The organism is Tamlana sp. I1 (genome assembly GCF_015355625.1).
In the GTDB taxonomy this organism is placed as follows: Bacteria; Bacteroidota; Bacteroidia; order Flavobacteriales; family Flavobacteriaceae; genus Pseudotamlana.
Window position 1 is genome coordinate 1 of sequence record NZ_JACLAF010000010.1, and the last position, 22,275, is coordinate 22,275.

Consider the following 22,275-nt stretch of genomic DNA (forward strand, 5'->3'; position numbering starts at 1 on the left):
ACTAAAGAATTCCAAGGAATGGCACTGTAAATTTTTCCTAAATCACTCTCTAAAAATCGGGAGTAATAAGTATTAAAGTTTTCTGTAGAAGATAAAAATGAAAACTCATGCTGAAATTCACTAATTTCCTGCCTGTCGGCAGACAGGTCTGTATTTTCATAAACGTAAGAATAAGAAAACCCCGTTTTTGGCTCTAATCAGCCTTTTTCGGGGTTTTTATGTACTTAAATTTACGTAAAAACACTTGTATTTACAAGGGATGCGACGTTTTCTGAATGTGCCACAAAAAAAAAACCGATTCAAAATTGAATCGGATTTTTTATGAAATTTATATTTTTATTTCACTACTCACCCATTGCTGCCATTACAGCTGCAGATAAGCGCTTATAAGTTCCATTTAATAAACGCTCGCGAATTGCATCAAAAGCATCTAAAGTTTCAGCAACATCCTCTAAAGTATGTGTTGCTGTAGGAATTAATCTTAATAAAATTAAACCTTTAGGGATTACAGGATAAACTACGATAGAACAAAATATACCATAATTTTCACGTAAATCGCGAACTAATGCCATAGCTTCAGGAATACTTCCTTTTAAATAAACAGGTGTTACACAACTTTGTGTTGTCCCAATATCGAAACCACGATCTTTTAAACCAGATTGTAATGCGTTAACATTCTCCCATAATTTGTTTTTTAATTCAGGCATAGTTTTAAGCATTTCTAATCGCTTAAGTGCCCCAACAACCAATTGCATTTGCAATGATTTAGCAAACATTTGAGAACGTAAATTATATTTTAAATAATCAATTATTTCTTGATCTCCAGCAATAAAAGCTCCTGTACTTGCTAGCGACTTTGCGAAAGTTGCAAAATACACATCGATATCTGCTTGCACGCCTTGCTCTTCCCCTGCTCCTGCTCCAGTAGCTCCTAAAGTACCAAAACCATGAGCGTCATCAACAAATAATCTGAAATTAAATTTCTTTTTAAGAGCAACTATCTCTTTTAAACGCCCTTGCTCCCCACGCATACCAAAAACACCCTCAGAAATCACTAAAATTCCTCCACCTGTTTGCTCGGCCATTTTCGTAGCTCGCTCTAAATTTTTCTCTAAACTATCAACATCATTGTGCTTATAAGTAAAACGTTTACCCATGTGTAAACGCACACCGTCAATAATACACGCGTGAGCATCAACATCGTAAACAATAATATCGTCTTTTGAAACCAAAGCATCAATGGTAGAAACCATACCTTGGTAACCAAAATTTAAAAGATAAGCTGCTTCTTTCTTAACAAATGAAGCCAATTCATTTTGAAGTTTTTCATGCAAATCGGTATGACCAGACATCATTCTAGCTCCCATTGGATATGCAGAACCGTATTGAGCTGCAGCTTCTGCATCTACTTTTCTAACTTCTGGATGATTTGCTAAACCTAGATAATCGTTAATACTCCAAGTAATTACATCTTTCCCCTGAAACTTCATACGATTAGAAATTTCACCTTCTAATTTAGGAAATACAAAGTATCCTTCAGCTTGAGACGCCCATTTTCCTAGAGGTCCTTTATCCTTATAAATCTTATCAAATAAATCTCTCATTTATTATAAATCTTATTGCTATTGAAGTTAAGACATTAAAATCACTCCCTTATGCGCTCGTCAAACACGATATAATATGCGTTATCGTATAAAAAGGTGTGAATTTTGTCTGAAAATTATTGATGCAAAATTAAATATTTATATGCTTTGAACATAATTTTTAACGCTCAATTATTTATAAAATAAAAAAAGAGCTACTTTTTTACTTTTTAAGTAAAAGGCCAGCTCTTTTTAAAGTATAATTTGTGCTTATTTTATGTATTGAATGTTCTCTGCGGCAGCGGCATTTACACTATCAAAAAAGCCTTGATCGTTCATCCATTTATCACTATAAACCTTACTCATGTATCTTGCGCCATGATCTGGGAATATAATAACTACTTTATCGTTTTCCTTAAATTCGCCTTCTTCTCCCAACTGCTTAATAGCTTGCATAGCAGCTCCAGAAGTGTAGCCTACAAACATGCCTTCTGTTCTAGCAATCTCTCGGGCTGTGTGCGCACTTTCCTCATCAGTAACCTTTACAAACTCATCGATAACATCAAAATCTGTAGCACCAGGAATTAAATTTTTCCCTAAACCTTCAATTCTGTATGGATAAATTTCTTTTTCGTCGAATTCTCTAGTTTCGTGATATTTTTTAATCACAGAACCAAAAGCATCAACACCAATAACTTTTATATTCGGGTTTTGCTCCTTTAAATATTTAGCGGTACCAGAAATGGTACCTCCTGTTCCACTACAAGCTACTAAATGCGTGACCTTACCTTCTGTTTGATTCCAAATTTCTGGACCAGTAGAGTGGTAATGTGCATCGATATTTAGCTGATTGAAATATTGGTTAATATAAACAGAACCTTTCATTTCATTGTGTAAACGCTTGGCCACTTCATAATAAGAACGTGGATCGTCTGCACTTACATGGGCTGGACACACATAAACTTTAGCGCCCATGGTTTTAAGCATATCTATTTTATCTGGCGACGATTTAGAGCTTACAGCTAATACACAATCGTATCCCTTAATAATACTTACCATAGCAATACTAAATCCTGTATTACCCGATGTGGTTTCTATAATAGTATCGCCAGGAGAAAGGATGCCTTTCTTTTCGGCTTGTTCTATAATGTAAAGTGCAATTCTATCTTTTGATGAGTGTCCTGGGTTAAAAGCTTCAACTTTCGCGTAAAAGTCACCTTTAAACTTAGAAGTAATCCTATTAAGTTTGACAAGTGGTGTATTACCTACCAAATCTAATACATTTTCAAAAACTTGATTTCTTTGTTCCATAAATGCTTTTTATAAACCGACATCCATATTAATGGATAATAAGTTTAAAACCGTACAAAAATAAAACAATTTTTTCTACTGACCATGATTTCCTTCCAATTCTAATAAAAAGGCGTACTCTAAAGCCACTTCTTTTAAGCTCTCAAATCGCCCTGAAGCCCCGCCATGCCCTGAATCCATGTCTGTATGCAATAACAATAAATTAGAATCTGTTTTCAAGTCTCTAAGTTTAGCAACCCATTTTGCTGGTTCCCAATACTGAACTTGAGAATCATGTAAACCTGTAGTAACTAACATATTAGGATAATCTTTAGCTTCAACGTTATCGTAAGGTGAATACGACTTCATGTAGTTGTAATACTCGACTTTGTTCGGATTCCCCCATTCGTCATACTCTCCTGTTGTTAATGGAATGGTGTCATCTAACATCGTGGTAACCACATCTACAAAAGGTACTGCTGCTAAAACTCCATGATATAATTCAGGATTCATATTAATTATGGCACCCATTAGCAAACCTCCTGCAGAACCTCCATAAGCATACAAATGTTTGTTTGAAGTATATTTTTGTTCGATTAAATATTTTGAACAATCTATAAAATCTGTAAACGTATTCTTTTTGGTTAGTAATTTTCCATTTTCGTACCAATCTCTCCCAAGGTACTCCCCACCTCTTATATGTGCTATCGCGTATATAAAACCACGATCCAACAAACTTAATCTTATGGTTGAAAATGACGGGTCGATAGTAGAACCATAAGAACCATAAGCATACTGTAACAACGGATTGCTGCCATCTAATTTTATACCTTTTCTATAAACAATAGACATAGGGATTTTTACACCATCTCTAGCGGTTGCCCATATACGTTTCGACTCGTAATTTTCCTTATTAAAATTCCCGCCAAGAACTTCTTGCTCTTTTTTAATTTCACTTTGTTTAGTTGTAAAATTATAATCGATAACCGAGCTTGGCGATGTTAAAGAATTATAACCAAAACGTAGCGTATCACTATCGAAATCAGGATTATTCCCGATATAAGCGGTATAAGTTTCACTTTTAAATGGTAAATAATAATCTTCTTTACCATTCCAGTTAATTATACGTAATTTATTTAAGCCATTTTCACGCTCGTTAACAACCAAATAGTTTTTAAAAATCTCAAGATCTTCAATTAAAACATCTTCTCTATATGGCAACACATCAACCCAATTTTCAAGTGCTGTATTGGTTTCTTTTGTTTTTGAAATTTTAAAATTTGTAGCACCATCAGTATTCGAAATAATGTAAAATGAATCCTCATAATGTGCAATGCTATATTCTAGATCATCCGTACGCTTTTGAAATATTTTAAAACTTCCATCAGGGTCATCAGCATTTAAAAAACGGTATTCTGATGACAAGGTGCTTGAAGAACCAATGATGATATATTTTTTAGATTTTGTCTTGTAAACAAAAGTGTTGAAGGTTTCATCTGCTTCATAAAAAACCTCAGTATCACTTGAACTATCGGAATGTAATTTATGTTTGAATATTTTATGAGATCGCAGTGTTACTTCGTCCTTCATGGTGTAGTACAAGGTTTTATTATCATTCGCCCATGTTGCACTTCCTGTGGTGTTTATAATTTTATCTGGATAAATCTCGCCAGTCACCAAATTTTTAATTTGAATGGTGTATTGTCTTCTACTCACTAAATCGGTTGAAAAGGCTGCTAAAGTATTGTCTGGACTAATAGAAATGCCTCCTAAACTAAAATACGCTTCATCTTCAGCCATTTTATTACAATCGAATAAAACTTCTTCTTCAGCATCTAAACTTTCTTTTTTACGAACGTAAATAGGATAATCTTTCCCTGTTTCATATTTAGTAATGTACCAATAGCCATTCAATTTATAAGGAACTGTAGTGTCGACTTCCTTAATTCTAGATTTCATTTCTTCAAATAAGGTTTTCTGAAAATCTTCCGTATGCGCCATCATCGCTTTGGTATACGCATTTTCTTTGTTAAGATAATCAATCACTTCCGGGTTTTCTCGATCGTTTAACCAGTAGTAATTATCAATCCTATCGTCGTTATGTATACTTAAAGTATGTGCTTTTTTATTAGCTATTGGCGCTTGAGCAAGGGCTGTTTTTTCTGTCATCTTATCATTATCTTTACAAGAGTGCGCAAAAATAATGCTTAAGGTTATAATAAAGAGCTGATTTTTCATATTATATTTTATAAGTACTAAAGTTAGTCTATTTTTAATAATTTTGTTTAAAATAAAAACCAAGAATTATGTTTGGAGATATGATGAATATGATGGGAAAACTTAAAGAAACCCAACAAAAAGTAGAAGACACAAAAAAGCGATTAAACACGGTGTTAATTGACGAATCTAGCAGTGATGGACTGTTAAAAATTACATTAACAGCCAATAGAACCATTAAATCTATTGATATTGCTGATGAATTGCTTAATGATAAAGAACAATTGGAAGATTATTTAATTCTAACTTTAAATAAAGCCATTGAAAAAGCAACCAACGTAAATGAAGCTGAATTGGCTGCCGTTGCTAAAGAAGGGATGCCAAATATCCCTGGGATGGATATGTTTAAGTAAAATATGAATAAAATTTTCAATAATAAAATTTATAATTTTTTTCCAGACGTTTTTGTATACATTGGTTATATATTAATTCTCACAGGAATAGCTTTTATTATTGAAAAAAGTTTTTTCTCAATCTTATTAATCCTTTTGGGAATATTATTCAGCTTTTCATACGTTGGGATTTTAATTGACATGACTAATAATATCTATAAAAATTATTTTAGTTTTTTCGGAATTAAAAAGGGCGTTTGGAAAACATATAACAAATTTACAGATATCTGCATTTTAGAATTCAATCAAAAAAATAAAGGTTACAGTAGAACCGGCCTGGAATTTTCCTCTAAAAAGTTGATTTATCGTATTTGTTTGTTAGACAGTAATCACCAAAATAAAATACTAATTAATGAACTAAAAAGCAAAGAAAAAGCTATTGCACAAGCAAAAGAACTCTCTGTAAAAATGAATAAAAGCCTTAATGTTTTCAACCCAACAATTAGCGACTCAACCAGATTAAAAAGAAGATAGCTTACCCATGACCAACCAAGCCCTCATAACTGAATTCTACACCGCTTTTGCTGCAGGAAACGCTAAAGCTATGACAGCTTGTTATCATGAAGATATTGTATTTCAAGATCCTGTTTTCGGAGTATTAAAAGGTCAAAGAGCCGTAGCAATGTGGAAGATGTTACTCGCTCAAAAAAAATCGAAAACTAAAATCACTTTTAACGGTATTGAAGCTACCGAAGAAACAGGAAAAGCAAATTGGATTGCTGAATATGTTTATGGTGCAAAAAAAAGAAATGTTATTAATAAAGTAAATGCTCATTTTAAATTTAAAGACGGGAAAATTATTGAACACATTGATACTTTTAATTTGTGGACATGGACTAAACAAGCTATGGGTTTTCCGGGGTATCTTTTGGGATGGACTTCGTTTATGAAAAACAAAATACAACAAACAACAAATAAAAAACTGGATGCTTTTCTAGGAAAAAACTGATTTATTTACTGTTTACCTGAAGATTTCACCCTTTCAACCTGTAAACACATAAAATCAAAAATTGTAACATGGCTTTAACATAAATTTCATGTTATGAAAGTAGTGAAATTCATATAATTCTTTTATTTTTAGTTTCTAATCTTAAACATAAAAATCATGTTCGAATTATTTCAAAGCGAAGCTAACGAAAAGTATTACTTTCACTTAAAAGCAAAAAACAGTCAAATTATATTAGCAAGTCAAGCTTATGCCGATACATCTGGTGCTAAAAATGGTATTGAATCGGTTAAAACAAACTGTGCAGACGATTCTAAATTTGAGCGTAAAACAGCTGCTAACGGAAAATTTCACTTTAATTTAAAAGCAGCTAACGGGCAAATTATAGGTACTAGCCAAATGTATGCTTCTGAAGCAGGAATGGAAAAAGGAATTGAGTCTGTGAAAACCAATGCACCTTCTGCAGAAACTGAAGACAAAACAGTTTAATGTTTCAATAAATACTAAAAACTATTTGATTTTAAAATAGTTAAAAACTTTTCATGCATGGTAGCATTATAATTTAAATGTGTTACCATGCGAAGTTTTTTCCCTCCCATAGGTATTATAAAAATCTCTTTACCGGCTAGATTTTCAACAAATTTCTTATCATCTACATCGTCATTTAATTCAAAAATAACAATATTAGTTTCTATTGGTTCAACAGATTTAACTACTGATAAATCTGAAAGGAGCTCCCCTATTTCTTTAGCCTTTTTATGATCTTCTTTTAATCGCTCTACATGGTTATCTAGAGCATAAATTCCTGCAGCTGCCAGATATCCTGCTTGCCTCATGTTACCTCCAAATATTTTTCGAATGCGTAATGCATCCTTCATAATTTTCGCATCGCCAACCAAAACTGAGCCAACAGGACAACCTAAGCCTTTACTTAAACACACCGAAATGGTATCGAAAACCTTACCGTATTGTAGTGTGGTTTGTTTTGTTTCTATAAGAGCATTCCATAATCGGGCGCCATCTAAATGAAAGCCTAAGTTATTTTCATCGCAAACCTTCCTGATTTTTAAAATCTCGTTAAAATCCCAACAAGCGCCACCACCTTTATTCGTGGTGTTTTCAACTTCAACCAAACTGGTTTTACTGTAATAATAATCGTCTGGATTAATCGCCTCTTTAACTTGTTCGGCGGTAAACATACCCCGTTTACCATCAATTAATTTACAAGAAACACCACTATTAAATGAAGCACCTCCAGATTCGTAATTATAAATATGGGCATATTTATCGCAAATAACTTGCTCTCCAGGATTTGTATGTAATTTTATGGCCGTTTGATTGGCCATGGTGCCGCTAGGAAAAAATAAGGCGGATTCTTTACCAAACATAGCGGCCATTTTACTTTCCAATTCATTTACCGTTGGGTCTTCTCTAAAAACATCGTCGCCAACTTGGGCATGCATCATGGCGTCCAACATTCCTTTTGTTGGCTTAGTTACCGTATCGCTTCTTAGGTCTATAATCATAATTTACACAAAAGGTAAATCTATAAAATTATGATTAGAATTGTTTTCTCCTGCCCGATTAAATCCTATTTTTGTTCAAAAGTAAATACACATGATAACATCCGATCAAATTAAAGATCTTAATACCCGCCTCGACAAACTTAGGCACTATCTTTGACATAGATGCCAAACTTATAGAGATACAAAACGAGGAAGAACAAACCTTCGATCCAAACTTTTGGAACGACCCAAAAGCTGCCGAAGCGACCATGAAATCCCTTCGTGTTAAGAAAAAATGGGTTCAAGATTATAAAACTTCAAAAACTTTAATTGAAGAGTTAGATATTCTTTATGAATTCTACAAAGAAGGCGAATACACTGCAGAAGAAGTTCAAAATCAATATACTAAAACAGCAAGTTTTCTTGAAGATATAGAATTTAGAAACATGCTTTCTGAAGAAGGTGATAGCTTAAGTGCCGTGCTTCAAATAACTGCTGGAGCCGGGGGAACAGAAAGTTGCGACTGGGCTAGTATGCTAATGCGTATGTATTTAATGTACGCCGAAAAAAATGGCATTAAAGTTAAAGAGCTTAACTTTCAAGAAGGCGATGTTGCTGGAATAAAAACAGTGACTTTAGAGCTTGAGGGCGATTTTGCTTTTGGTTGGCTAAAAGGAGAAAATGGTGTACACCGTTTGGTGCGTATTTCGCCTTTTGACAGTAATGCTAAACGCCATACCAGTTTTGCTTCAGTTTACGTTTACCCGTTAGTTGATGATACCATTGAAATTGAAATTAACCCTGCTGATATCGAAATTACAACAGCACGTTCCAGCGGTGCAGGAGGACAAAATGTAAATAAGGTTGAAACTAAAGTTCAGCTTTTACACAAGCCTACAGGAATTCAAATTCAGTGTTCCGAAACACGATCACAGCACGATAACCGCTCACGCGCCATGCAAATGCTTAAATCGCAGTTATACGAAATTGAGTTACAAAAGCAACTAGCACAACGTGAAGATATTGAGGCTGGAAAGATGAAAATTGAATGGGGATCTCAAATTCGAAATTATGTGATGCATCCTTATAAATTGGTTAAAGATGTACGTACTGCTCACGAAACAGGAAATGTAGATGCTGTTATGGATGGCAATATTGAAGAATTCTTGAAATCGTATCTTATGATGATGGGACAAAAAGTAGAAGACGACAATCAATTATGAACAAAATAGACACCATTATATTCGATCTTGGAGGGGTGTTAATCGACTGGAATCCGGAATATGTTTTTTTAGAGGTTTTCAAAGGAAATCATGAAAAGATGAGATGGTTTTTAGATACTATTTGCACAAGCGATTGGAACGAAAATCAAGATGCCGGTTATCCGTTAGCACAAGCCACTCAAGATCGTATTGCACTTTTTCCGGAATACGAATTTGAAATCCGTCAGTTTTACGGCCAATGGGAAAAAATGCTAGGCGACGCCATACATGGAACGGTAGAAATTCTTAAAAAACTAATAGACACTAAGCAATATAAAGTTGTAGCATTAACCAATTGGAGTGCCGAAACCTTCCCTATTGCTTTGAATAAATTTGATTTTTTGCAATGGTTTGAAGGTATTTTAGTTTCAGGAGAAGAAAAAACACGAAAACCTTTTGATGCCATTTATCAACTTACCTTAAACCGTTTTAATATTAGAGCTGAAAATGCTATTTTCATTGATGATAATTTGCGAAATATTGAAGCTGCAAATCAAATAGGGATTCATGGTATCCATTTTGTCTCCCCCGAACAACTTATCACCCAATTAAAAACCTATAACATTCAATTATAATGATTAAAATATATCACAATAACAGATGTAGTAAATCGCGCTGCGGATTACAAATTCTTGAAGCTTCTGGAAAAGATTTTGAAATTGTTAACTATTTACAAGATATACCTTCCGCTGAAGAACTTAAAAAAATAATAGCGCTTCTAAACATTAAACCCATTGAATTGGTGAGAAAAAACGAAGCCATTTGGAAAAGCGACTTTAAAAACAAAGATTTAAGCGATTCTGAAATTATAACCGCAATGGTTGAAAACCCGAAATTAATAGAACGTCCAATTGTTATAAATGGTAACAAAGCCGTAATAGGAAGGCCGCCAGAACAAATTGAAGAGATTATTTAAACAGACCGATTGTTTTTAAACCAGTACACTTTTGATTATTAAAAGTGTTCTATTCTACTCAAAACTATTAGACATAAAAAAAGAGGTTAATGAAAATTAACCTCTTTTTTAGTATAATAAACTTATGTTTTAAGCTTCTCGTTTTGCTTTCTTTTCTGCTCTAATTTCTTGAATTTTTTCAATGATAGAACCACCAATCCAATAAGGAACAATGAAAGTTACTAAAAAAATCATTAACCAAAATCCTATTGTTAATATGGTTAAAAATGCTAAAAAGCCTAAATATTGATCAAAATCAAACATAATATAAAGTGTCGGTTATAATTCTTTGGCAAATATAAAGTAAAGCTAAGGTTTATGCAATATCAAAATAAATTTTATTAACAGAATTATTAACTAATCTATATTAGGCTGTGGTGTCATTCTTAAATACGGCTTAATTTCTTTAAATCCTTTAGGAAAAATCTTTTTTATATCTGCTGAATCTACGCTAGGAACAACAACACAATCGTCACCATTATTCCAATTGGCAGGTGTTGCCACTTTATGATAAGCCGTTAATTGAAGAGAATCAATAACCCGTAATAGTTCATCAAAATTCCTACCCGTTGAAGCCGGATAAGTAATCATCAACTTTACTGTTTTATCCGATCCAATAACAAAAACAGAACGTACCGTATGCTTGCTATCTGCATTAGGGTGAATCATATCGTATAATTCAGAAACTTTTCTGTCTTCATCTGCAATAATTGGAAAATTCACCGTTGTTTTTTGGGTTTCATTAATATCTTTAATCCATCCTTTATGAGATTCTAAGCCATCAACACTCAATGCCACAACTTTTACATTGCGCTTATCAAAGGCTGCCTTATACTTGGCTACTGTGCCTAATTCTGTTGTACAAACTGGCGTATAATCTGCTGGATGCGAAAATAAAATGCCCCATCCATCGCCTAACCATTCATGAAAATTAATAGTGCCTTCTGTAGATTGTGCTGTAAAATTTGGAGCTTCATCTCCTAGTCTAATTGTTGCCATAATAATGTATTTAGTTTAGTTTTTAAATCACTTTCCTTAATTAAGTAATCTTGACTAGCTAAGATACCGATTTTATAAGCTTTCTACGACAGATAACCGTTATATAATTGTTAAAAATAAGTATAAAATCTTACAGAATTCACAATCAAAAAAAGGACTAAATAGCTTAACTTTACAGCTTTTCAAATAAATAATTTTACGATGAGTTACAGAATAGAAAAAGACACTATGGGCGAGGTAAAAGTACCTGCCGATAAACTTTGGGGCGCACAAACAGAACGCTCTAGAAACAACTTTAAAATTGGTCCTTCGGCTTCAATGCCTTTAGAAATTGTTTACGGTTTTGCATACTTGAAAAAGGCGGCCGCACATACCAATTGTAAATTAGGCGTTATGGATGCTGAAAAGCGTGATTTAATTTCGCAAGTCTGTGATGAAATTTTAGAAGGTAAACACGACGACCAGTTTCCTTTAGTTATTTGGCAAACAGGATCTGGAACGCAAAGTAACATGAACGTTAATGAAGTTATTGCAAACCGTGCACACCAATTAGCAGGAAAAGTTATTGGTGAAGGTGAAAAAACCATCCAGCCAAATGATGATGTAAACAAATCACAATCATCTAACGATACTTTCCCAACTGGAATGCATATTGCTGCTTATAAAAAAATTGTAGAAACTACCATTCCTGGAGTGAAACAATTAAGAAACACTTTAAACAACAAAGCAAAAGCTTTTAATAATGTTGTTAAAATTGGTAGAACCCATTTAATGGATGCAACGCCTTTAACTTTAGGACAAGAAATTTCGGGTTATGTAGCACAACTAGATTATGGTATTAAAGCTTTAGAAAACACCTTATCCCACTTAAGCGAGTTAGCGCTTGGAGGAACTGCCGTTGGTACGGGTTTAAACACACCTAAAGGGTACAGTGAACTTGTTGCTGAATATATTGCTGAATTCACCAAATTACCGTTTGTAACCGCTCCTAATAAATTTGAAGCTTTAGCGGCACATGATGCTTTAGTTGAAACACATGGTGCTTTAAAGCAATTAGCAGTATCATTAAATAAAATTGCTAACGATGTTAGAATGATGGCTTCTGGACCACGTTCTGGTATTGGTGAAATCATTATTCCTGCAAACGAACCAGGAAGCTCAATTATGCCAGGAAAAGTTAACCCAACCCAATGTGAAGCAATGACTATGGTTTGCGCTCAAGTAATGGGTAACGATGTTGCTGTTTCGGTTGGTGGTTTACAAGGTCACTACGAACTAAACGTTTTTAAACCTGTTATGGCTGCAAACGTACTACAATCGGCACAATTAATTGGCGATGCCTGTGTGAGTTTCGATGAAAATTGTGCGGTTGGAATAGAGCCAAACCAAGAAGTGATCACAAAATTATTGAATAACTCATTAATGTTAGTAACAGCATTAAACCCAAAAATAGGGTATTATAAAGCTGCTGAAATAGCTAATACAGCGCATAAAAATGGTACAACTTTAAAAGAAGAAGCCATTCGTTTAGGCTATGTATCTGCTGAAGATTATGATGCTTGGGTAAAACCAGAAGATATGGTAGGAAGTTTAAAATAAACCTACTAAAAACTTTAGAATAAAAAAACAGGTAATGAGAATTACCTGTTTTTTTTTGGTTGGTAAAAAATTATTGGTTGGTTAATTAGTTTGTTAGTTTAAGGTAAAACCTTAATGGTTGATCCAAATATAAAACTATCCATTGATTCTTGTATTAACATTTGTTAATATTGTTAACAAAAACTTAAAATTTAACATTTATCCATTCTTACACAATCAGATAAACAGTAAATTTTACTAATTAGATTCCTTTAATTTTTTTCGTATTCTACTTAATTGAACAGGCGATATACTTAAGTAACTGGCAATTTGATATTGAGGAATTAAATGCTCTAAGTCTGGCATTTTTTTTCGAAGTTTTAAATAACGCTCAGTAGCATCCATAGAAATTAACTCCAATTGACGTTCTTCATATTTAATAAAAATATGCTCTAATACACGATTATACAAATTACTAATATTTAAATCGTCTTGACACAGCTCTCTAAAATCTGAAAAATTTAATTCGTAAACCTTACAATCCGATAAGGTTTCATAAATCAATTTTGATGGTTTTTTTTGAATTAATCCAGTAAACGACCCCACAAAACTGAAAGGCATAAAAAAGCTTTTTGTAAATTCCTTACCTTCTTCCGAACTTAAGTAAGCGCGCATCATACCCGAAACTAACAAATATACTTTTGTTGGCACCTCCCCTGTTTTACAAATTTGAGTGCCAGACTTAAAATCTTTTAATTCTGATATATTTAGTAAACGTGCATAAGTCTCTTCAGAAACATCTAAAAAAGAGTTTAAAAAAACCAAATTAGGATTCATGGTGCTCATGTTTAAATTCACTTGTGCGCTTCATTGAATAAAGTAGCATAAATATATGTAAAAATATGCAGTTCTTAAACGCATCATACCCATTTCGGAAAACTAAGCGCTAAAGTGCATATATAAAAAAACCTCAAACATAGTTCGAGGTTTTTAACTTTAAGTGTATTTGAGGTTACCTATTTTAAAGTAAACTCGGTAGTTGAAACTAAGTTCTTCGTATTATAAACTTTCACAACGTAACGTCCTTTTTCAAAATCTTCGCCTTCATTTAGTGCTACAAATTCGCAAATGTTTAGGTTAGCAACTTCGTAATTAAATTTACTAATAATGCTATAATTTATAATTTCTTGTCCAAATTGTACTTGCTCGTTTAACCCTAGTGTGTTATTATCTGGTCCGATAACTTGAACATATAGTTCTTGATCTCCTGCTTGTACTAAAGTGTTTTTAGCTACTGTAAAACAAACTCTAATTTTATCAGCTCTTCTAGCTCTTTCAGTTGGAATTACTTTCCCTGAAGTTCTTTCAATAACCCCAGATCCTTTTAAATCCAATGTATTTAAAATCGATGCATTTTCAACAACTTCAGCTAAAGCATTGTTTTGAACTAATAAAGAATCTGTAAACACTGTACGTTGCTCTAAACGAACGCGCGTACTATCTAAAGATGTCGCTAAATACGAGTTTTCGATGCGTAAAGAATCATTTTGCGCTAATATCGCATCCATTTCTTTTTGTAAACTCACATACTTCTGCTTGTAACGCCATAAACTTTTTACGTTTGTTTCAGAGATTGATAAAGAATCAATCAACCCTTGAATACGTGCACGCGCTTCAATTAAATTGTTATTAGCAACATCATTTTCACTAATAGCTTCATCATATTGCTTAGCCATAGCGTTTAAATCATTCATTACTAATTGCTTTTGAGCCACTAACTCCTTTTTGTCATCATTAGACTTTTTGTAAAGGTTCATAGTGTAAAATGCTGTTCCTAAAAATAAAACGATGGCAATACCTAATGCAATTTTTAGTCCAGAACTATTTTTTTTGTCTTCCATAATTACTTGTTTTAATGTGATAAATTTAACGTAATTTTTAATATTTAGTTTTTTTAATGCTTTAAATAAATAAAAATGTATTTTTAATACTCAATATTTATTTATGGATAAACTGGTTTTATTTAACACGATTGCACGTAACAAATTGTTAAACAAACGCTTGGGTGAATCCAAGTTTGGGCAACAGGTAAAACTATTACCCCGCATTACAAATATATACGAGCAACTTAAAATTTTGGATGTTGCTTTTGTAATAATTGGTTTACCCGAAGATGTTGGTGTATTTGCTAATTACGGCAATACGGGCGCTTCAAAAACTTGGAACGCCACCTTAAAAGTTTTACTAAACATTCAAAGCAACGCATTTACTAAAGCAGAGCAGGTTTTAATTTTAGGACATCTCGATTTTTCTTCAGAATTAGCAGAACTCGAAAAATTAAATCAATCTAAAAAGAAAGATGTGTTTAAAGCCAGAGACTTAGTTGAAAAAATAGACAAACATGTTAATCATCTTATTTATCAAATTGTTTTAGCAGGCAAAAAACCAATTATTATTGGTGGCGGTCACAACAACGCATACGGAAATATAAAAGGCTCATGTTTAGCTTTAGGGAAAGCCATTAACATTATTAACCTAGACGCACATTCCGATTTTAGAGCTCAAGAAGGGCGTCACAGCGGTAATGGTTTTAGTTACGCTTCCGCGGAAGGGTTTCTAGATAATTACTTTATTTTTGGTTTACATGAAAATTATACGTCAGACAAAATCTTCAATACATTAAACAACTCCAAAAACATAGATTTCACAACTTTTGAAGCTTTAGAAGTTCGTCAAGAATTAAAATTTAAAAAAGAATTAAATCGCGCTTCCAAATTTATTTGCGAGGATAAATTTGGTATCGAAATAGACTGCGATGCCATTGAAAACATACCAAGCAGTGCCATGACCCCAAGCGGGTTTAGCGTTACTAAAACAAGGCATTTTCTTAATCATTTTGCAAAACAAGACCAAGTGGTTTATTTACACCTTTGTGAAGCATCACCAACAAAAAAAAATCCCAACCAAATAGGCAAACTACTCTCCTATTTAATAACCGATTTTATTAAAGCGCAAAATAATTAACTTAACCATTTTACTTATTAGGATTAACAATAAACTAAATGACAGTTCGAGTGATTTCGATTTTTCATCGAAACTATATCGAAAACAACTAGCGAAAACACAAAAGTTTTACTCTTAATAATACTTAATCCACTCATTTTTAGATATTTCATAACACAAACAGTTTTCTAAATGTGGATACGCTTTTAACTTTGGATGCTTAAATGTTGTTAATTTGTTCATGCCAATTTTTATCATAACCTGTTCAGATTTACTATTATTCTCGGTACAGGTTGCAATAATTTTGTCCAAATTCAACGTAATAAAAGCATATTCAAGACAACGGTTTGCCCCTTCTGTGGCAAAACCTTTTCCCCAAGCACTTTTTATTAAACGCCAACCAATATCGGTTGCAGGTGTGAAATTAGTTTCATAATCTTGGTAAGCTAATCCTATAAAGCCAATAAATTCTCCCGTTTCTAAAATTTCAACAGCAAAATAATTGTAACCATATTTTAAATAATGATTTTGAAGTCGTTCAATAAAATTGACAGTCTCATTTTTAGTTAAGGGTTTCGGAAAATACTTCATAACAGACTCATCTGCATTCATTTTAGCAAATGCAGTCAAGTCATTTTTTACCCAGTTTCTAAAACCTAGGCGTTGCGATGTAAATAGGTAATTTGTATTCACTACGACATTTTATGATGCCCTCCTGAAATAAATTCAGGGTGACAAATAGCTATTGAATTTCTTCTAATATTTTCAATAAAATTAATCCATTAAGTTATGAATTTGGGCATATTGCAAAAGCACAATAGTTCGTGTATCGTTAATTTTTCCACTGTTTAACATAGCTACGGCTTCCGTAAATGGAAGTTCTAGAACTTCAATATCTTCGTGTTCTTCATCCAAACCACCACCATCGCTTACTTTCATGTCGTCGCTATATTCACCAATAAAAAAGTGCATTTTTTCAGTCATAACTCCTGGCGACGAATACGCTTCAAAAACTTTTTTAACCTCTTTTAAACGGTAACCCACTTCTTCTTCGGTTTCTCTTATTATACAAGCTTCAGGATTATCCTTATCTAACATGCCTGCGCAAATTTCAACTAGAAAACCATCATTATTTTCATTTAAATAGGTTGGCATTCTAAATTGCTTCGTTAAAATTACCGTCTTTTTTGTTTTATTATAAAGCAAGATTCCAGCACCGTCTCCACGATTATATACTTCTCTAGCCTGATTAACCCATTGTCCGTTAGACATCAAATAATCGAAACTAAATTTTTTAAGAATATAATAATTATCTGAAAGCAAGGTGCTTTTAATGTTTTTTAAATGTTGGGCGCTCATAGTTTAATACTATTTAAAACTTAAAATTTGTATTCCTAATTTTTTAATTCTGACAATAAATACCATCAATTTTTTCGATAATATAAATGAAAATATAATAAAATGAATAAATCATATATTTTACAAAATGCTAAAAAAACACTACAGAAACCAAGCTCTATTATTCTAATTATGAATTAATTACATTATATTTGAGTAGCTTATAATCTATTAACTGTATTGCTTATGGTTTTAAATCTACTTTTATCTAGTTTAACATCACTCCCTATAATTTCGAAATCGAATATCTTAAGTATACTAATATTTATAGTTGCTGTCTTCGGTTTCTTGCTATTCTTAGGCGTTAGAAAATCGTATATGCTCAAAAAAGAAAATGAGCGATTAGAAAGTATGACTGATTTTATGGACAATCAAATCGACGAAGATTCACCGTATCGCGATTTCACCGAAGGCCACATGTACGGTGGAGACCATTAAAAAAACGCCCACTTTGCAGTGAGCGTTTCCAATATACTATCTTACTAATTTTCTGTATTTTATACGTTTCGGCATTAAATCGCCACCAAGACGCTTTTTCTTGTTTTCTTCGTAATCAGAGAAAGAACCCTCAAAGAAATATACTTGCGAGTCGCCTTCAAAAGCTAAAATGTGTGTGCAAATTCTATCTAAAAACCATCTGTCGTGCGATATCACTACAGCACAACCTGCAAAGTTTTCCAAACCTTCCTCTAAAGCACGTAAAGTATTCACATCCAAATCATTGGTAGGCTCATCTAAAAGCAACACGTTGCCTTCTTCCTTTAAAGTCATTGCCAAATGCAAGCGGTTACGCTCTCCTCCAGAAAGTAAACTTACCTTTTTATTTTGCTCGCTACCAGAGAAATTAAAACGACTTAAATAAGCTCTAGAATTTACTTGTTTTCCTCCCATCATCACCAATTCTTGCTCGTCACTAAAGTTTTGCCAAATGGTTTTCTCTGGATCAATGTTGGAATGACTCTGATCTACATAAGCGATTTTAGCAGTTTCACCAACTTCAAACTCACCTTTGTCTGGCGTTTCTTCGCCCATAATCATTCTAAAAATAGTGGTTTTACCAGCACCATTAGGCCCAATAATACCAACAATTCCTGCTTGTGGCAGATTAAAGTTTAAATTGTCGTACAACAATTTGTCATCATAAGCTTTAGCAACACCTTTGGCTTCAATCACATTGGTTCCTAAACGCGGACCGTTAGGTATGTAGATTTCAAGTTTTTCGTCAAGTTGTTTTTGGTCTTGACTCATTAACTTATCATAATTTTTTAAACGTGCCTTTTGTTTGGTTTGACGCCCTTTTGCACCTTGTCGCACCCATTCTAGCTCGCGTTCTAATGTTTTTTGGCGTTTAGAAGCAGTTTTCCCTTCCTGAGCCATACGTTTTGATTTTTGATCTAACCAAGATGAATAATTTCCTTTCCAAGGAATGCCTTCACCACGATCCAATTCTAAAATCCATCCCGCAACATTATCCAAAAAGTATCTATCGTGCGTTACGGCAATTACTGTCCCTTTATATTGCGCTAAATGATGCTCTAACCAATGTACCGATTCGGCATCCAAGTGGTTGGTTGGCTCATCTAAAAGCAACACATCTGGTTCTTGTAACAGCAAACGACACAAAGCAACACGGCGTTTTTCACCACCAGATAAAACTCCAATTTTCTTATCACCATCTGGCGTTCTTAACGCATCCATAGCAATTTCTAATTTGGTGTCTAATTCCCAAGCATCCGCAGCATCAATTTGATCTTGAAGCACCGCTTGGCGGTTCATTAGTTTTTCCATTTTATCGGCATCAGAATACACTTCTTCCAAGCCAAACATATCGTTAATTTTATTGTATTCATCAAGAATAGCTACAGTTTCTGCAGCGCCTTCACGAACTACTTCCATAACCGTTTTGTCATCATCAAGTTTTGGTTCTTGCTCTAAATAACCTACCGAATAGTCTTGAGAGAAAACCACATCACCTTGATAATTTTTATCAACACCAGCAATAATTTTTAAAAGTGTAGATTTTCCAGAACCATTAAGACCCAAAATCCCAATTTTGGCACCGTAGAAAAAACTTAAATAAATATTCTTAAGCACCGGTGTATTGGCACTTGGAAATGTCTTAGTTAAACCAGACATTGAAAAAATAATTTTCTTATCGTCACTCATAATTATACTCTACCTTTTAATGCGTTAAAAACCCAAGCAATAGCGAAAAAACCTAATCCAACCGAAGCAAATCCCCAGCCAGCAACATCATCATATCTAAATGCTCCAAGCGCAATTAAACCCAATCCTACTAATATCATAATGGTTGTTGCCCAAGCTAAAACCGTATTTTTATTCATTGCCATAATTTATCATTTCTATTAGGGCGCACCGCTTTTAAAAAAAAATAAAAAGCGTCAGGCTATCCGTTATATCTTTTTAAATAGAAAAAATTTAAAAAGGATGCCACTTCTATCCTTTGCGCAAAATTCAAACACAAATATCGTGTTTTTAGTAGAAATTTAAAGCTTATAGAACATTATATTTTAACAGTTCCACATAAACAATTGCAATAAAATAAGTTAATTACTCACTTTTATGAATTTAAACCATCAGTTATTTTCATATTTTTAAATAAGACCGTCACTTAATTAAAGACTTTTAAATTCATTTTTTATCGTGTAAAGCTGATTTTCTATTAATAAGTCTGCATACATTTGCAGCTTTTAAAAGCAGCAATTTTATTATGAATAAAGCCTTGTTATCGTTAGCCATTGGCGGATTCGGAATTGGTTTAACCGAGTTTGTTATTATGGGCATTTTACCGGATATCGCAATAGCATTCGATATTAGCATTCCCAAAGCAGGTCATTTTATTTCGGCTTACGCCATAGGCGTGGTTGTTGGTGCCCCTATTCTAACGGGCCTTGGCAGTAAGTGGCCGGCAAATAAAGTGCTTTTGGTTTTAATGCTATGGTTTACAGTTTTTAATACCCTATCGGCGTTTGCTACAGGATATAACTCCTTTCTCTTGTTGCGTTTTTTATCAGGATTACCACATGGTGCCTTTTTCGGAATAGGCGCTGTAGTAGCAGGAAAACTATCCAAACCAGGAAAAGCAGCTCAAGGTATTGCCATTATGTTTAGCGGTTTAACCTTTGCCAACCTTTTAGGCGTGCCTTTGGGTACTTACCTTGGAAAACATTTCACCTGGCACGTATCCTTTTTTATGGTAGGAATTGTTGGTGTTTTAACTGTTTTAAGTCTTCAATTTTGGATGCCTCTTTTAAGAAAATCTTCCGAGTCAAATTTTATTAAAGAATTTCGAATTTTTAAACGTTTAGAGCTTTGGCTTATCATATTATTAACCACCATAGGTACTGGCGGTTTTTTTGCTTGGTACAGTTACATTGCTCCATTAATAACCGATGTGGCCGGACATCCTACTGAAATGGTTTCCGTTGCCATGATTTTGGCTGGACTAGGCATGGTCATTGGAAATTTTATTGGAGCCAAATTAGCCGAAAAATTTTCTCCAATCAATGCTATAATCATCACGCTAGTTTGCATGGTTATTTGCTTGTCGTTAAACACCGTTTTAGCATCCGACAAAGTTATGGTTTTGGTTATGACGTTTATAATTGGTACAGTTACATTTTGCTTATCAACCCCAATTCAAGTTGCCATAATTAATGCATCAAAAGGCTCTGAAACTTTAGGGTCTTCGCTCAACCAGAGTGCTTTTAATATTGGTAATGCTTCTGGCGCATTTTTCGCTGGTATCCCCATAGCTCATGGTTATGCATATACTTCTGCCGATTGGGTGGGTGCTGCAATGGCTGCTACCGGAGTACTAATCGCTATTTTAATAGTTGTATTAAGAAAAAAACAAGTGATTTTGTCCCAATTTAAAACAGATAATGCTTTATAATTTTAATTAAAATAATGTGTCAGGGCGAGTTTTTAAAACACATATTGATTAGCATTTAAAAAAATCGACAAAATCTATGTGTCAACCAGAAAATTTTCAAACGGTCGTACTAATATTGAGTGCTTTTGCTACTTTTTGTAGTCCGTGATAATTTATAACCTATTGCAAATTTAGCTTTTGTTAAATTAAAAGCATAATGATTATCATTACCCAAATCAGAAACATAAACACCTCCACCGTATATAAGGCTTATATAAAAACGAGATGAATTATACCCCAATGCCATGGTATAATCGGTTTTTAAGAGAAAATCACCTGAAGTTTTGCTATCGTTATTCTCTAAGGTTTCATGTTTATAAACACCACCTACACCTGGCATTATATTACATGCAAATAACATGTTATCTGTCAATTTAATTATTGATAACACACCTCCTAAAACCCCGATGGAGCCACTATTATACCGTTTAATACGAGCATCTTCATTAAAATAGACATCACTGTTTTCTGGTAAAACATTACCTTCAGCAGAGAAATAATCATAAAAACAAAAGCCACCTACCCCTCCTTTGATATATACTTTCTTATCTAAACGGTATAATCCAGCCTTTAGCATTCCATAGGAATATTCGATATCTGAAAAAGTATGTAAGGTATTAAAACCTACCGTTATCGATTTGATATCATCTCGAAAAACACTCGGGGCTCCAAAGTTATTTTTTACAGTAAATCCCTTATAAGTTTGTAAATAAAAGTTGAGATAATTTTTTTTTCCAACAAAGGTCGTTCCTTGCATATCAAAACGCTTTGTCACTTCGTCTTCATTTCCTTTGATGTTAAAAGCAATATCGATTAGCAATTTACTATTTGCAAAACCAACACCTAAACCATATCTATTATTTGGAGTATAACTGGCCATATAGTCGCCACTACGTATTCTAAAACTTTTACTCTTATAATTGGTGAACAGTCGAAGTGAATAATTATCAATATCATGGTCTATAAAGTGCTTATCTACAAACTCAATCAAATTTAAAGTATCTGAAAGCTGTGAGCCTGGCCGTTGCCCAAAAACAGCATTTGAAACTAGCAAAAACGCAATGATAAGTTTATTAATCATAAAAAATAGACACCTAAAATATCTTACTATGTAAATGTACCATAATTATAA

The 22,275-nt window shown here is 33.5% G+C and carries 23 protein-coding genes; 10 read left to right on the forward strand and 13 right to left on the reverse strand.

The window, feature by feature from the left end; all coding sequences use genetic code 11:
* Positions 1–344: 344 nt before the first annotated feature.
* The 3 genes from H6X70_RS10210 to H6X70_RS10220 form a co-directional block, all read right to left on the reverse strand.
* A complete protein-coding gene (locus tag H6X70_RS10210; RefSeq protein ID WP_194767591.1) occupies positions 345–1,604 on the reverse strand; it encodes an aminotransferase class I/II-fold pyridoxal phosphate-dependent enzyme in 1,260 nt (419 codons plus the stop codon).
* Between the two features lie 249 nt (positions 1,605–1,853).
* Complete coding sequence (locus tag H6X70_RS10215; protein ID WP_194767592.1) at positions 1,854–2,894, reverse strand: PLP-dependent cysteine synthase family protein; 1,041 nt, start codon at positions 2,892–2,894, stop codon at positions 1,854–1,856.
* Between the two features lie 75 nt (positions 2,895–2,969).
* Positions 2,970–5,111 carry a S9 family peptidase gene (locus H6X70_RS10220; protein WP_194767593.1) on the reverse strand — a complete coding sequence of 714 codons (2,142 nt, stop codon included), beginning with the start codon at positions 5,109–5,111 and terminating at the stop codon, positions 2,970–2,972.
* A 68-nt stretch (positions 5,112–5,179) separates the two neighbouring features.
* On the opposite strand from H6X70_RS10220, the gene H6X70_RS10225 reads away from it, so the two are divergent.
* The 4 genes from H6X70_RS10225 to H6X70_RS10240 all read left to right on the forward strand — a co-directional run bounded on the left by H6X70_RS10225 (position 5,180) and on the right by H6X70_RS10240 (position 6,977).
* Positions 5,180–5,503 carry a YbaB/EbfC family nucleoid-associated protein gene (locus tag H6X70_RS10225; protein WP_194767594.1) on the forward strand — a complete coding sequence of 108 codons (324 nt, stop codon included), beginning with the start codon at positions 5,180–5,182 and terminating at the stop codon, positions 5,501–5,503.
* A 3-nt stretch (positions 5,504–5,506) separates the two neighbouring features.
* A complete protein-coding gene (locus H6X70_RS10230) occupies positions 5,507–6,016 on the forward strand; it encodes a hypothetical protein (RefSeq protein WP_194767595.1) in 510 nt (169 codons plus the stop codon).
* 7 nt (positions 6,017–6,023) lie between these two features.
* Entirely contained in the window at positions 6,024–6,491 is a 468-nt protein-coding gene (locus tag H6X70_RS10235) for a nuclear transport factor 2 family protein (protein WP_194767596.1), read from the forward strand.
* Between the two features lie 156 nt (positions 6,492–6,647).
* Positions 6,648–6,977 carry a YegP family protein gene (locus H6X70_RS10240; RefSeq protein ID WP_194767597.1) on the forward strand — a complete coding sequence of 110 codons (330 nt, stop codon included), beginning with the start codon at positions 6,648–6,650 and terminating at the stop codon, positions 6,975–6,977.
* Positions 6,978–6,991: 14 nt separating this feature from the next.
* Here the strand turns inward: H6X70_RS10240 and H6X70_RS10245 are convergent, their stop codons facing one another.
* Positions 6,992–8,014 carry a threonine aldolase family protein gene (locus H6X70_RS10245; RefSeq protein ID WP_194767598.1) on the reverse strand — a complete coding sequence of 341 codons (1,023 nt, stop codon included), beginning with the start codon at positions 8,012–8,014 and terminating at the stop codon, positions 6,992–6,994.
* A gap of 91 nt (positions 8,015–8,105) precedes the next feature.
* Between H6X70_RS10245 and prfB the strand changes: the two genes are divergently transcribed.
* The 3 genes from prfB (at position 8,106) to arsC (ending at position 10,171) form a co-directional block, all read left to right on the forward strand.
* Positions 8,106–9,216, forward strand: a protein-coding gene (gene prfB, locus H6X70_RS10250; RefSeq protein WP_194767599.1) for a peptide chain release factor 2 whose coding sequence is annotated in 2 segments (ribosomal slippage) — positions 8,106–8,168 and positions 8,170–9,216 — 1,110 coding nt in all. Because the reading frame shifts where the segments join, the coding sequence is not laid out codon by codon here.
* Positions 9,213–9,830, forward strand: a complete 618-nt coding sequence (locus H6X70_RS10255; protein ID WP_194767600.1) for an HAD family hydrolase — start codon at positions 9,213–9,215, stop codon at positions 9,828–9,830. The genes prfB and H6X70_RS10255 overlap by 4 nt, the downstream gene beginning before the upstream one ends.
* On the forward strand, positions 9,830–10,171 hold the full coding sequence (arsC, locus tag H6X70_RS10260) for an arsenate reductase (glutaredoxin) (RefSeq protein WP_194767601.1): 342 nt from the start codon (positions 9,830–9,832) through the stop codon (positions 10,169–10,171). Before H6X70_RS10255 ends, arsC begins: the two co-directional genes overlap by 1 nt.
* 129 nt (positions 10,172–10,300) lie before the next feature.
* Here the strand turns inward: arsC and H6X70_RS10265 are convergent, their stop codons facing one another.
* Together H6X70_RS10265 and H6X70_RS10270 are read right to left on the reverse strand one after the other, a co-directional pair.
* A complete protein-coding gene (locus H6X70_RS10265) occupies positions 10,301–10,474 on the reverse strand; it encodes a hypothetical protein (protein WP_194767602.1) in 174 nt (57 codons plus the stop codon).
* 93 nt (positions 10,475–10,567) lie between these two features.
* Positions 10,568–11,209, reverse strand: coding sequence for a peroxiredoxin (locus tag H6X70_RS10270; RefSeq protein ID WP_194767603.1), 642 nt, complete (start codon positions 11,207–11,209; stop codon positions 10,568–10,570).
* 201 nt (positions 11,210–11,410) lie between these two features.
* On the opposite strand from H6X70_RS10270, the gene fumC reads away from it, so the two are divergent.
* Positions 11,411–12,808 (forward strand): class II fumarate hydratase, encoded by a 1,398-nt coding sequence (fumC, locus tag H6X70_RS10275; RefSeq protein WP_194767604.1) that lies wholly within the window; start codon positions 11,411–11,413, stop codon positions 12,806–12,808.
* 237 nt (positions 12,809–13,045) lie between these two features.
* Here fumC and H6X70_RS10280 read toward each other — a convergent pair whose 3' ends face one another.
* Together H6X70_RS10280 and H6X70_RS10285 are read right to left on the reverse strand one after the other, a co-directional pair.
* The gene (locus H6X70_RS10280; RefSeq protein WP_194767605.1) at positions 13,046–13,624 is read right to left on the reverse strand and encodes a Crp/Fnr family transcriptional regulator; all 579 of its coding nucleotides are present in this window, start codon (positions 13,622–13,624) and stop codon (positions 13,046–13,048) included.
* Between the two features lie 179 nt (positions 13,625–13,803).
* The gene (locus H6X70_RS10285; RefSeq protein ID WP_194767606.1) at positions 13,804–14,688 is read right to left on the reverse strand and encodes a chromosome partitioning protein ParA; all 885 of its coding nucleotides are present in this window, start codon (positions 14,686–14,688) and stop codon (positions 13,804–13,806) included.
* A gap of 103 nt (positions 14,689–14,791) precedes the next feature.
* Here H6X70_RS10285 and H6X70_RS10290 point away from each other — a divergent pair, with 103 nt between their 5' ends.
* A complete protein-coding gene (locus H6X70_RS10290; RefSeq protein WP_194767607.1) occupies positions 14,792–15,811 on the forward strand; it encodes a formimidoylglutamase in 1,020 nt (339 codons plus the stop codon).
* A gap of 114 nt (positions 15,812–15,925) precedes the next feature.
* Here H6X70_RS10290 and H6X70_RS10295 read toward each other — a convergent pair whose 3' ends face one another.
* The 4 genes from H6X70_RS10295 to H6X70_RS10310 form a co-directional block, all read right to left on the reverse strand.
* Positions 15,926–16,483 (reverse strand): GNAT family N-acetyltransferase, encoded by a 558-nt coding sequence (locus tag H6X70_RS10295; protein ID WP_194767608.1) that lies wholly within the window; start codon positions 16,481–16,483, stop codon positions 15,926–15,928.
* An 81-nt stretch (positions 16,484–16,564) separates the two neighbouring features.
* Entirely contained in the window at positions 16,565–17,149 is a 585-nt protein-coding gene (nudK, locus tag H6X70_RS10300; protein ID WP_194767609.1) for a GDP-mannose pyrophosphatase NudK, read from the reverse strand.
* A gap of 513 nt (positions 17,150–17,662) precedes the next feature.
* On the reverse strand, positions 17,663–19,354 hold the full coding sequence (ettA, locus tag H6X70_RS10305; RefSeq protein ID WP_194767610.1) for an energy-dependent translational throttle protein EttA: 1,692 nt from the start codon (positions 19,352–19,354) through the stop codon (positions 17,663–17,665).
* A gap of 2 nt (positions 19,355–19,356) precedes the next feature.
* Positions 19,357–19,539: a CAL67264 family membrane protein gene (locus H6X70_RS10310; protein WP_194767611.1), complete on the reverse strand. Its 183-nt coding sequence runs from the start codon at positions 19,537–19,539 to the stop codon at positions 19,357–19,359.
* Positions 19,540–19,919: 380 nt separating this feature from the next.
* Here H6X70_RS10310 and H6X70_RS10315 point away from each other — a divergent pair, with 380 nt between their 5' ends.
* Positions 19,920–21,104 (forward strand): MFS transporter, encoded by a 1,185-nt coding sequence (locus tag H6X70_RS10315; protein WP_194767612.1) that lies wholly within the window; start codon positions 19,920–19,922, stop codon positions 21,102–21,104.
* 109 nt (positions 21,105–21,213) lie between these two features.
* Here the strand turns inward: H6X70_RS10315 and H6X70_RS10320 are convergent, their stop codons facing one another.
* Positions 21,214–22,224: a DUF4421 family protein gene (locus H6X70_RS10320; protein WP_194767613.1), complete on the reverse strand. Its 1,011-nt coding sequence runs from the start codon at positions 22,222–22,224 to the stop codon at positions 21,214–21,216.
* Positions 22,225–22,275 lie beyond the last annotated feature (51 nt).

Bases quoted from the DNA above. Each gene is read 5' to 3' on its own strand.
- H6X70_RS10210 (WP_194767591.1), bottom strand. From the start codon at position 1,604: ATGAGAGATTTATTTGATAAGATTTATAAGGATAAAGGACCTCTAGGA.
- H6X70_RS10215 (WP_194767592.1), bottom strand. From the start codon at position 2,894: ATGGAACAAAGAAATCAAGTTTTTGAAAATGTATTAGATTTGGTAGGT.
- H6X70_RS10220 (WP_194767593.1), bottom strand. From the start codon at position 5,111: ATGAAAAATCAGCTCTTTATTATAACCTTAAGCATTATTTTTGCGCAC.
- H6X70_RS10225 (WP_194767594.1), top strand. From the start codon at position 5,180: ATGTTTGGAGATATGATGAATATGATGGGAAAACTTAAAGAAACCCAA.
- H6X70_RS10230 (WP_194767595.1), top strand. From the start codon at position 5,507: ATGAATAAAATTTTCAATAATAAAATTTATAATTTTTTTCCAGACGTT.
- H6X70_RS10235 (WP_194767596.1), top strand. From the start codon at position 6,024: ATGACCAACCAAGCCCTCATAACTGAATTCTACACCGCTTTTGCTGCA.
- H6X70_RS10240 (WP_194767597.1), top strand. From the start codon at position 6,648: ATGTTCGAATTATTTCAAAGCGAAGCTAACGAAAAGTATTACTTTCAC.
- H6X70_RS10245 (WP_194767598.1), bottom strand. From the start codon at position 8,014: ATGATTATAGACCTAAGAAGCGATACGGTAACTAAGCCAACAAAAGGA.
- H6X70_RS10255 (WP_194767600.1), top strand. From the start codon at position 9,213: ATGAACAAAATAGACACCATTATATTCGATCTTGGAGGGGTGTTAATC.
- arsC (WP_194767601.1), top strand. From the start codon at position 9,830: ATGATTAAAATATATCACAATAACAGATGTAGTAAATCGCGCTGCGGA.
- H6X70_RS10265 (WP_194767602.1), bottom strand. From the start codon at position 10,474: ATGTTTGATTTTGATCAATATTTAGGCTTTTTAGCATTTTTAACCATA.
- H6X70_RS10270 (WP_194767603.1), bottom strand. From the start codon at position 11,209: ATGGCAACAATTAGACTAGGAGATGAAGCTCCAAATTTTACAGCACAA.
- fumC (WP_194767604.1), top strand. From the start codon at position 11,411: ATGAGTTACAGAATAGAAAAAGACACTATGGGCGAGGTAAAAGTACCT.
- H6X70_RS10280 (WP_194767605.1), bottom strand. From the start codon at position 13,624: ATGAATCCTAATTTGGTTTTTTTAAACTCTTTTTTAGATGTTTCTGAA.
- H6X70_RS10285 (WP_194767606.1), bottom strand. From the start codon at position 14,688: ATGGAAGACAAAAAAAATAGTTCTGGACTAAAAATTGCATTAGGTATT.
- H6X70_RS10290 (WP_194767607.1), top strand. From the start codon at position 14,792: ATGGATAAACTGGTTTTATTTAACACGATTGCACGTAACAAATTGTTA.
- nudK (WP_194767609.1), bottom strand. From the start codon at position 17,149: ATGAGCGCCCAACATTTAAAAAACATTAAAAGCACCTTGCTTTCAGAT.
- ettA (WP_194767610.1), bottom strand. From the start codon at position 19,354: ATGAGTGACGATAAGAAAATTATTTTTTCAATGTCTGGTTTAACTAAG.
- H6X70_RS10310 (WP_194767611.1), bottom strand. From the start codon at position 19,539: ATGGCAATGAATAAAAATACGGTTTTAGCTTGGGCAACAACCATTATG.
- H6X70_RS10315 (WP_194767612.1), top strand. From the start codon at position 19,920: ATGAATAAAGCCTTGTTATCGTTAGCCATTGGCGGATTCGGAATTGGT.
- H6X70_RS10320 (WP_194767613.1), bottom strand. From the start codon at position 22,224: ATGATTAATAAACTTATCATTGCGTTTTTGCTAGTTTCAAATGCTGTT.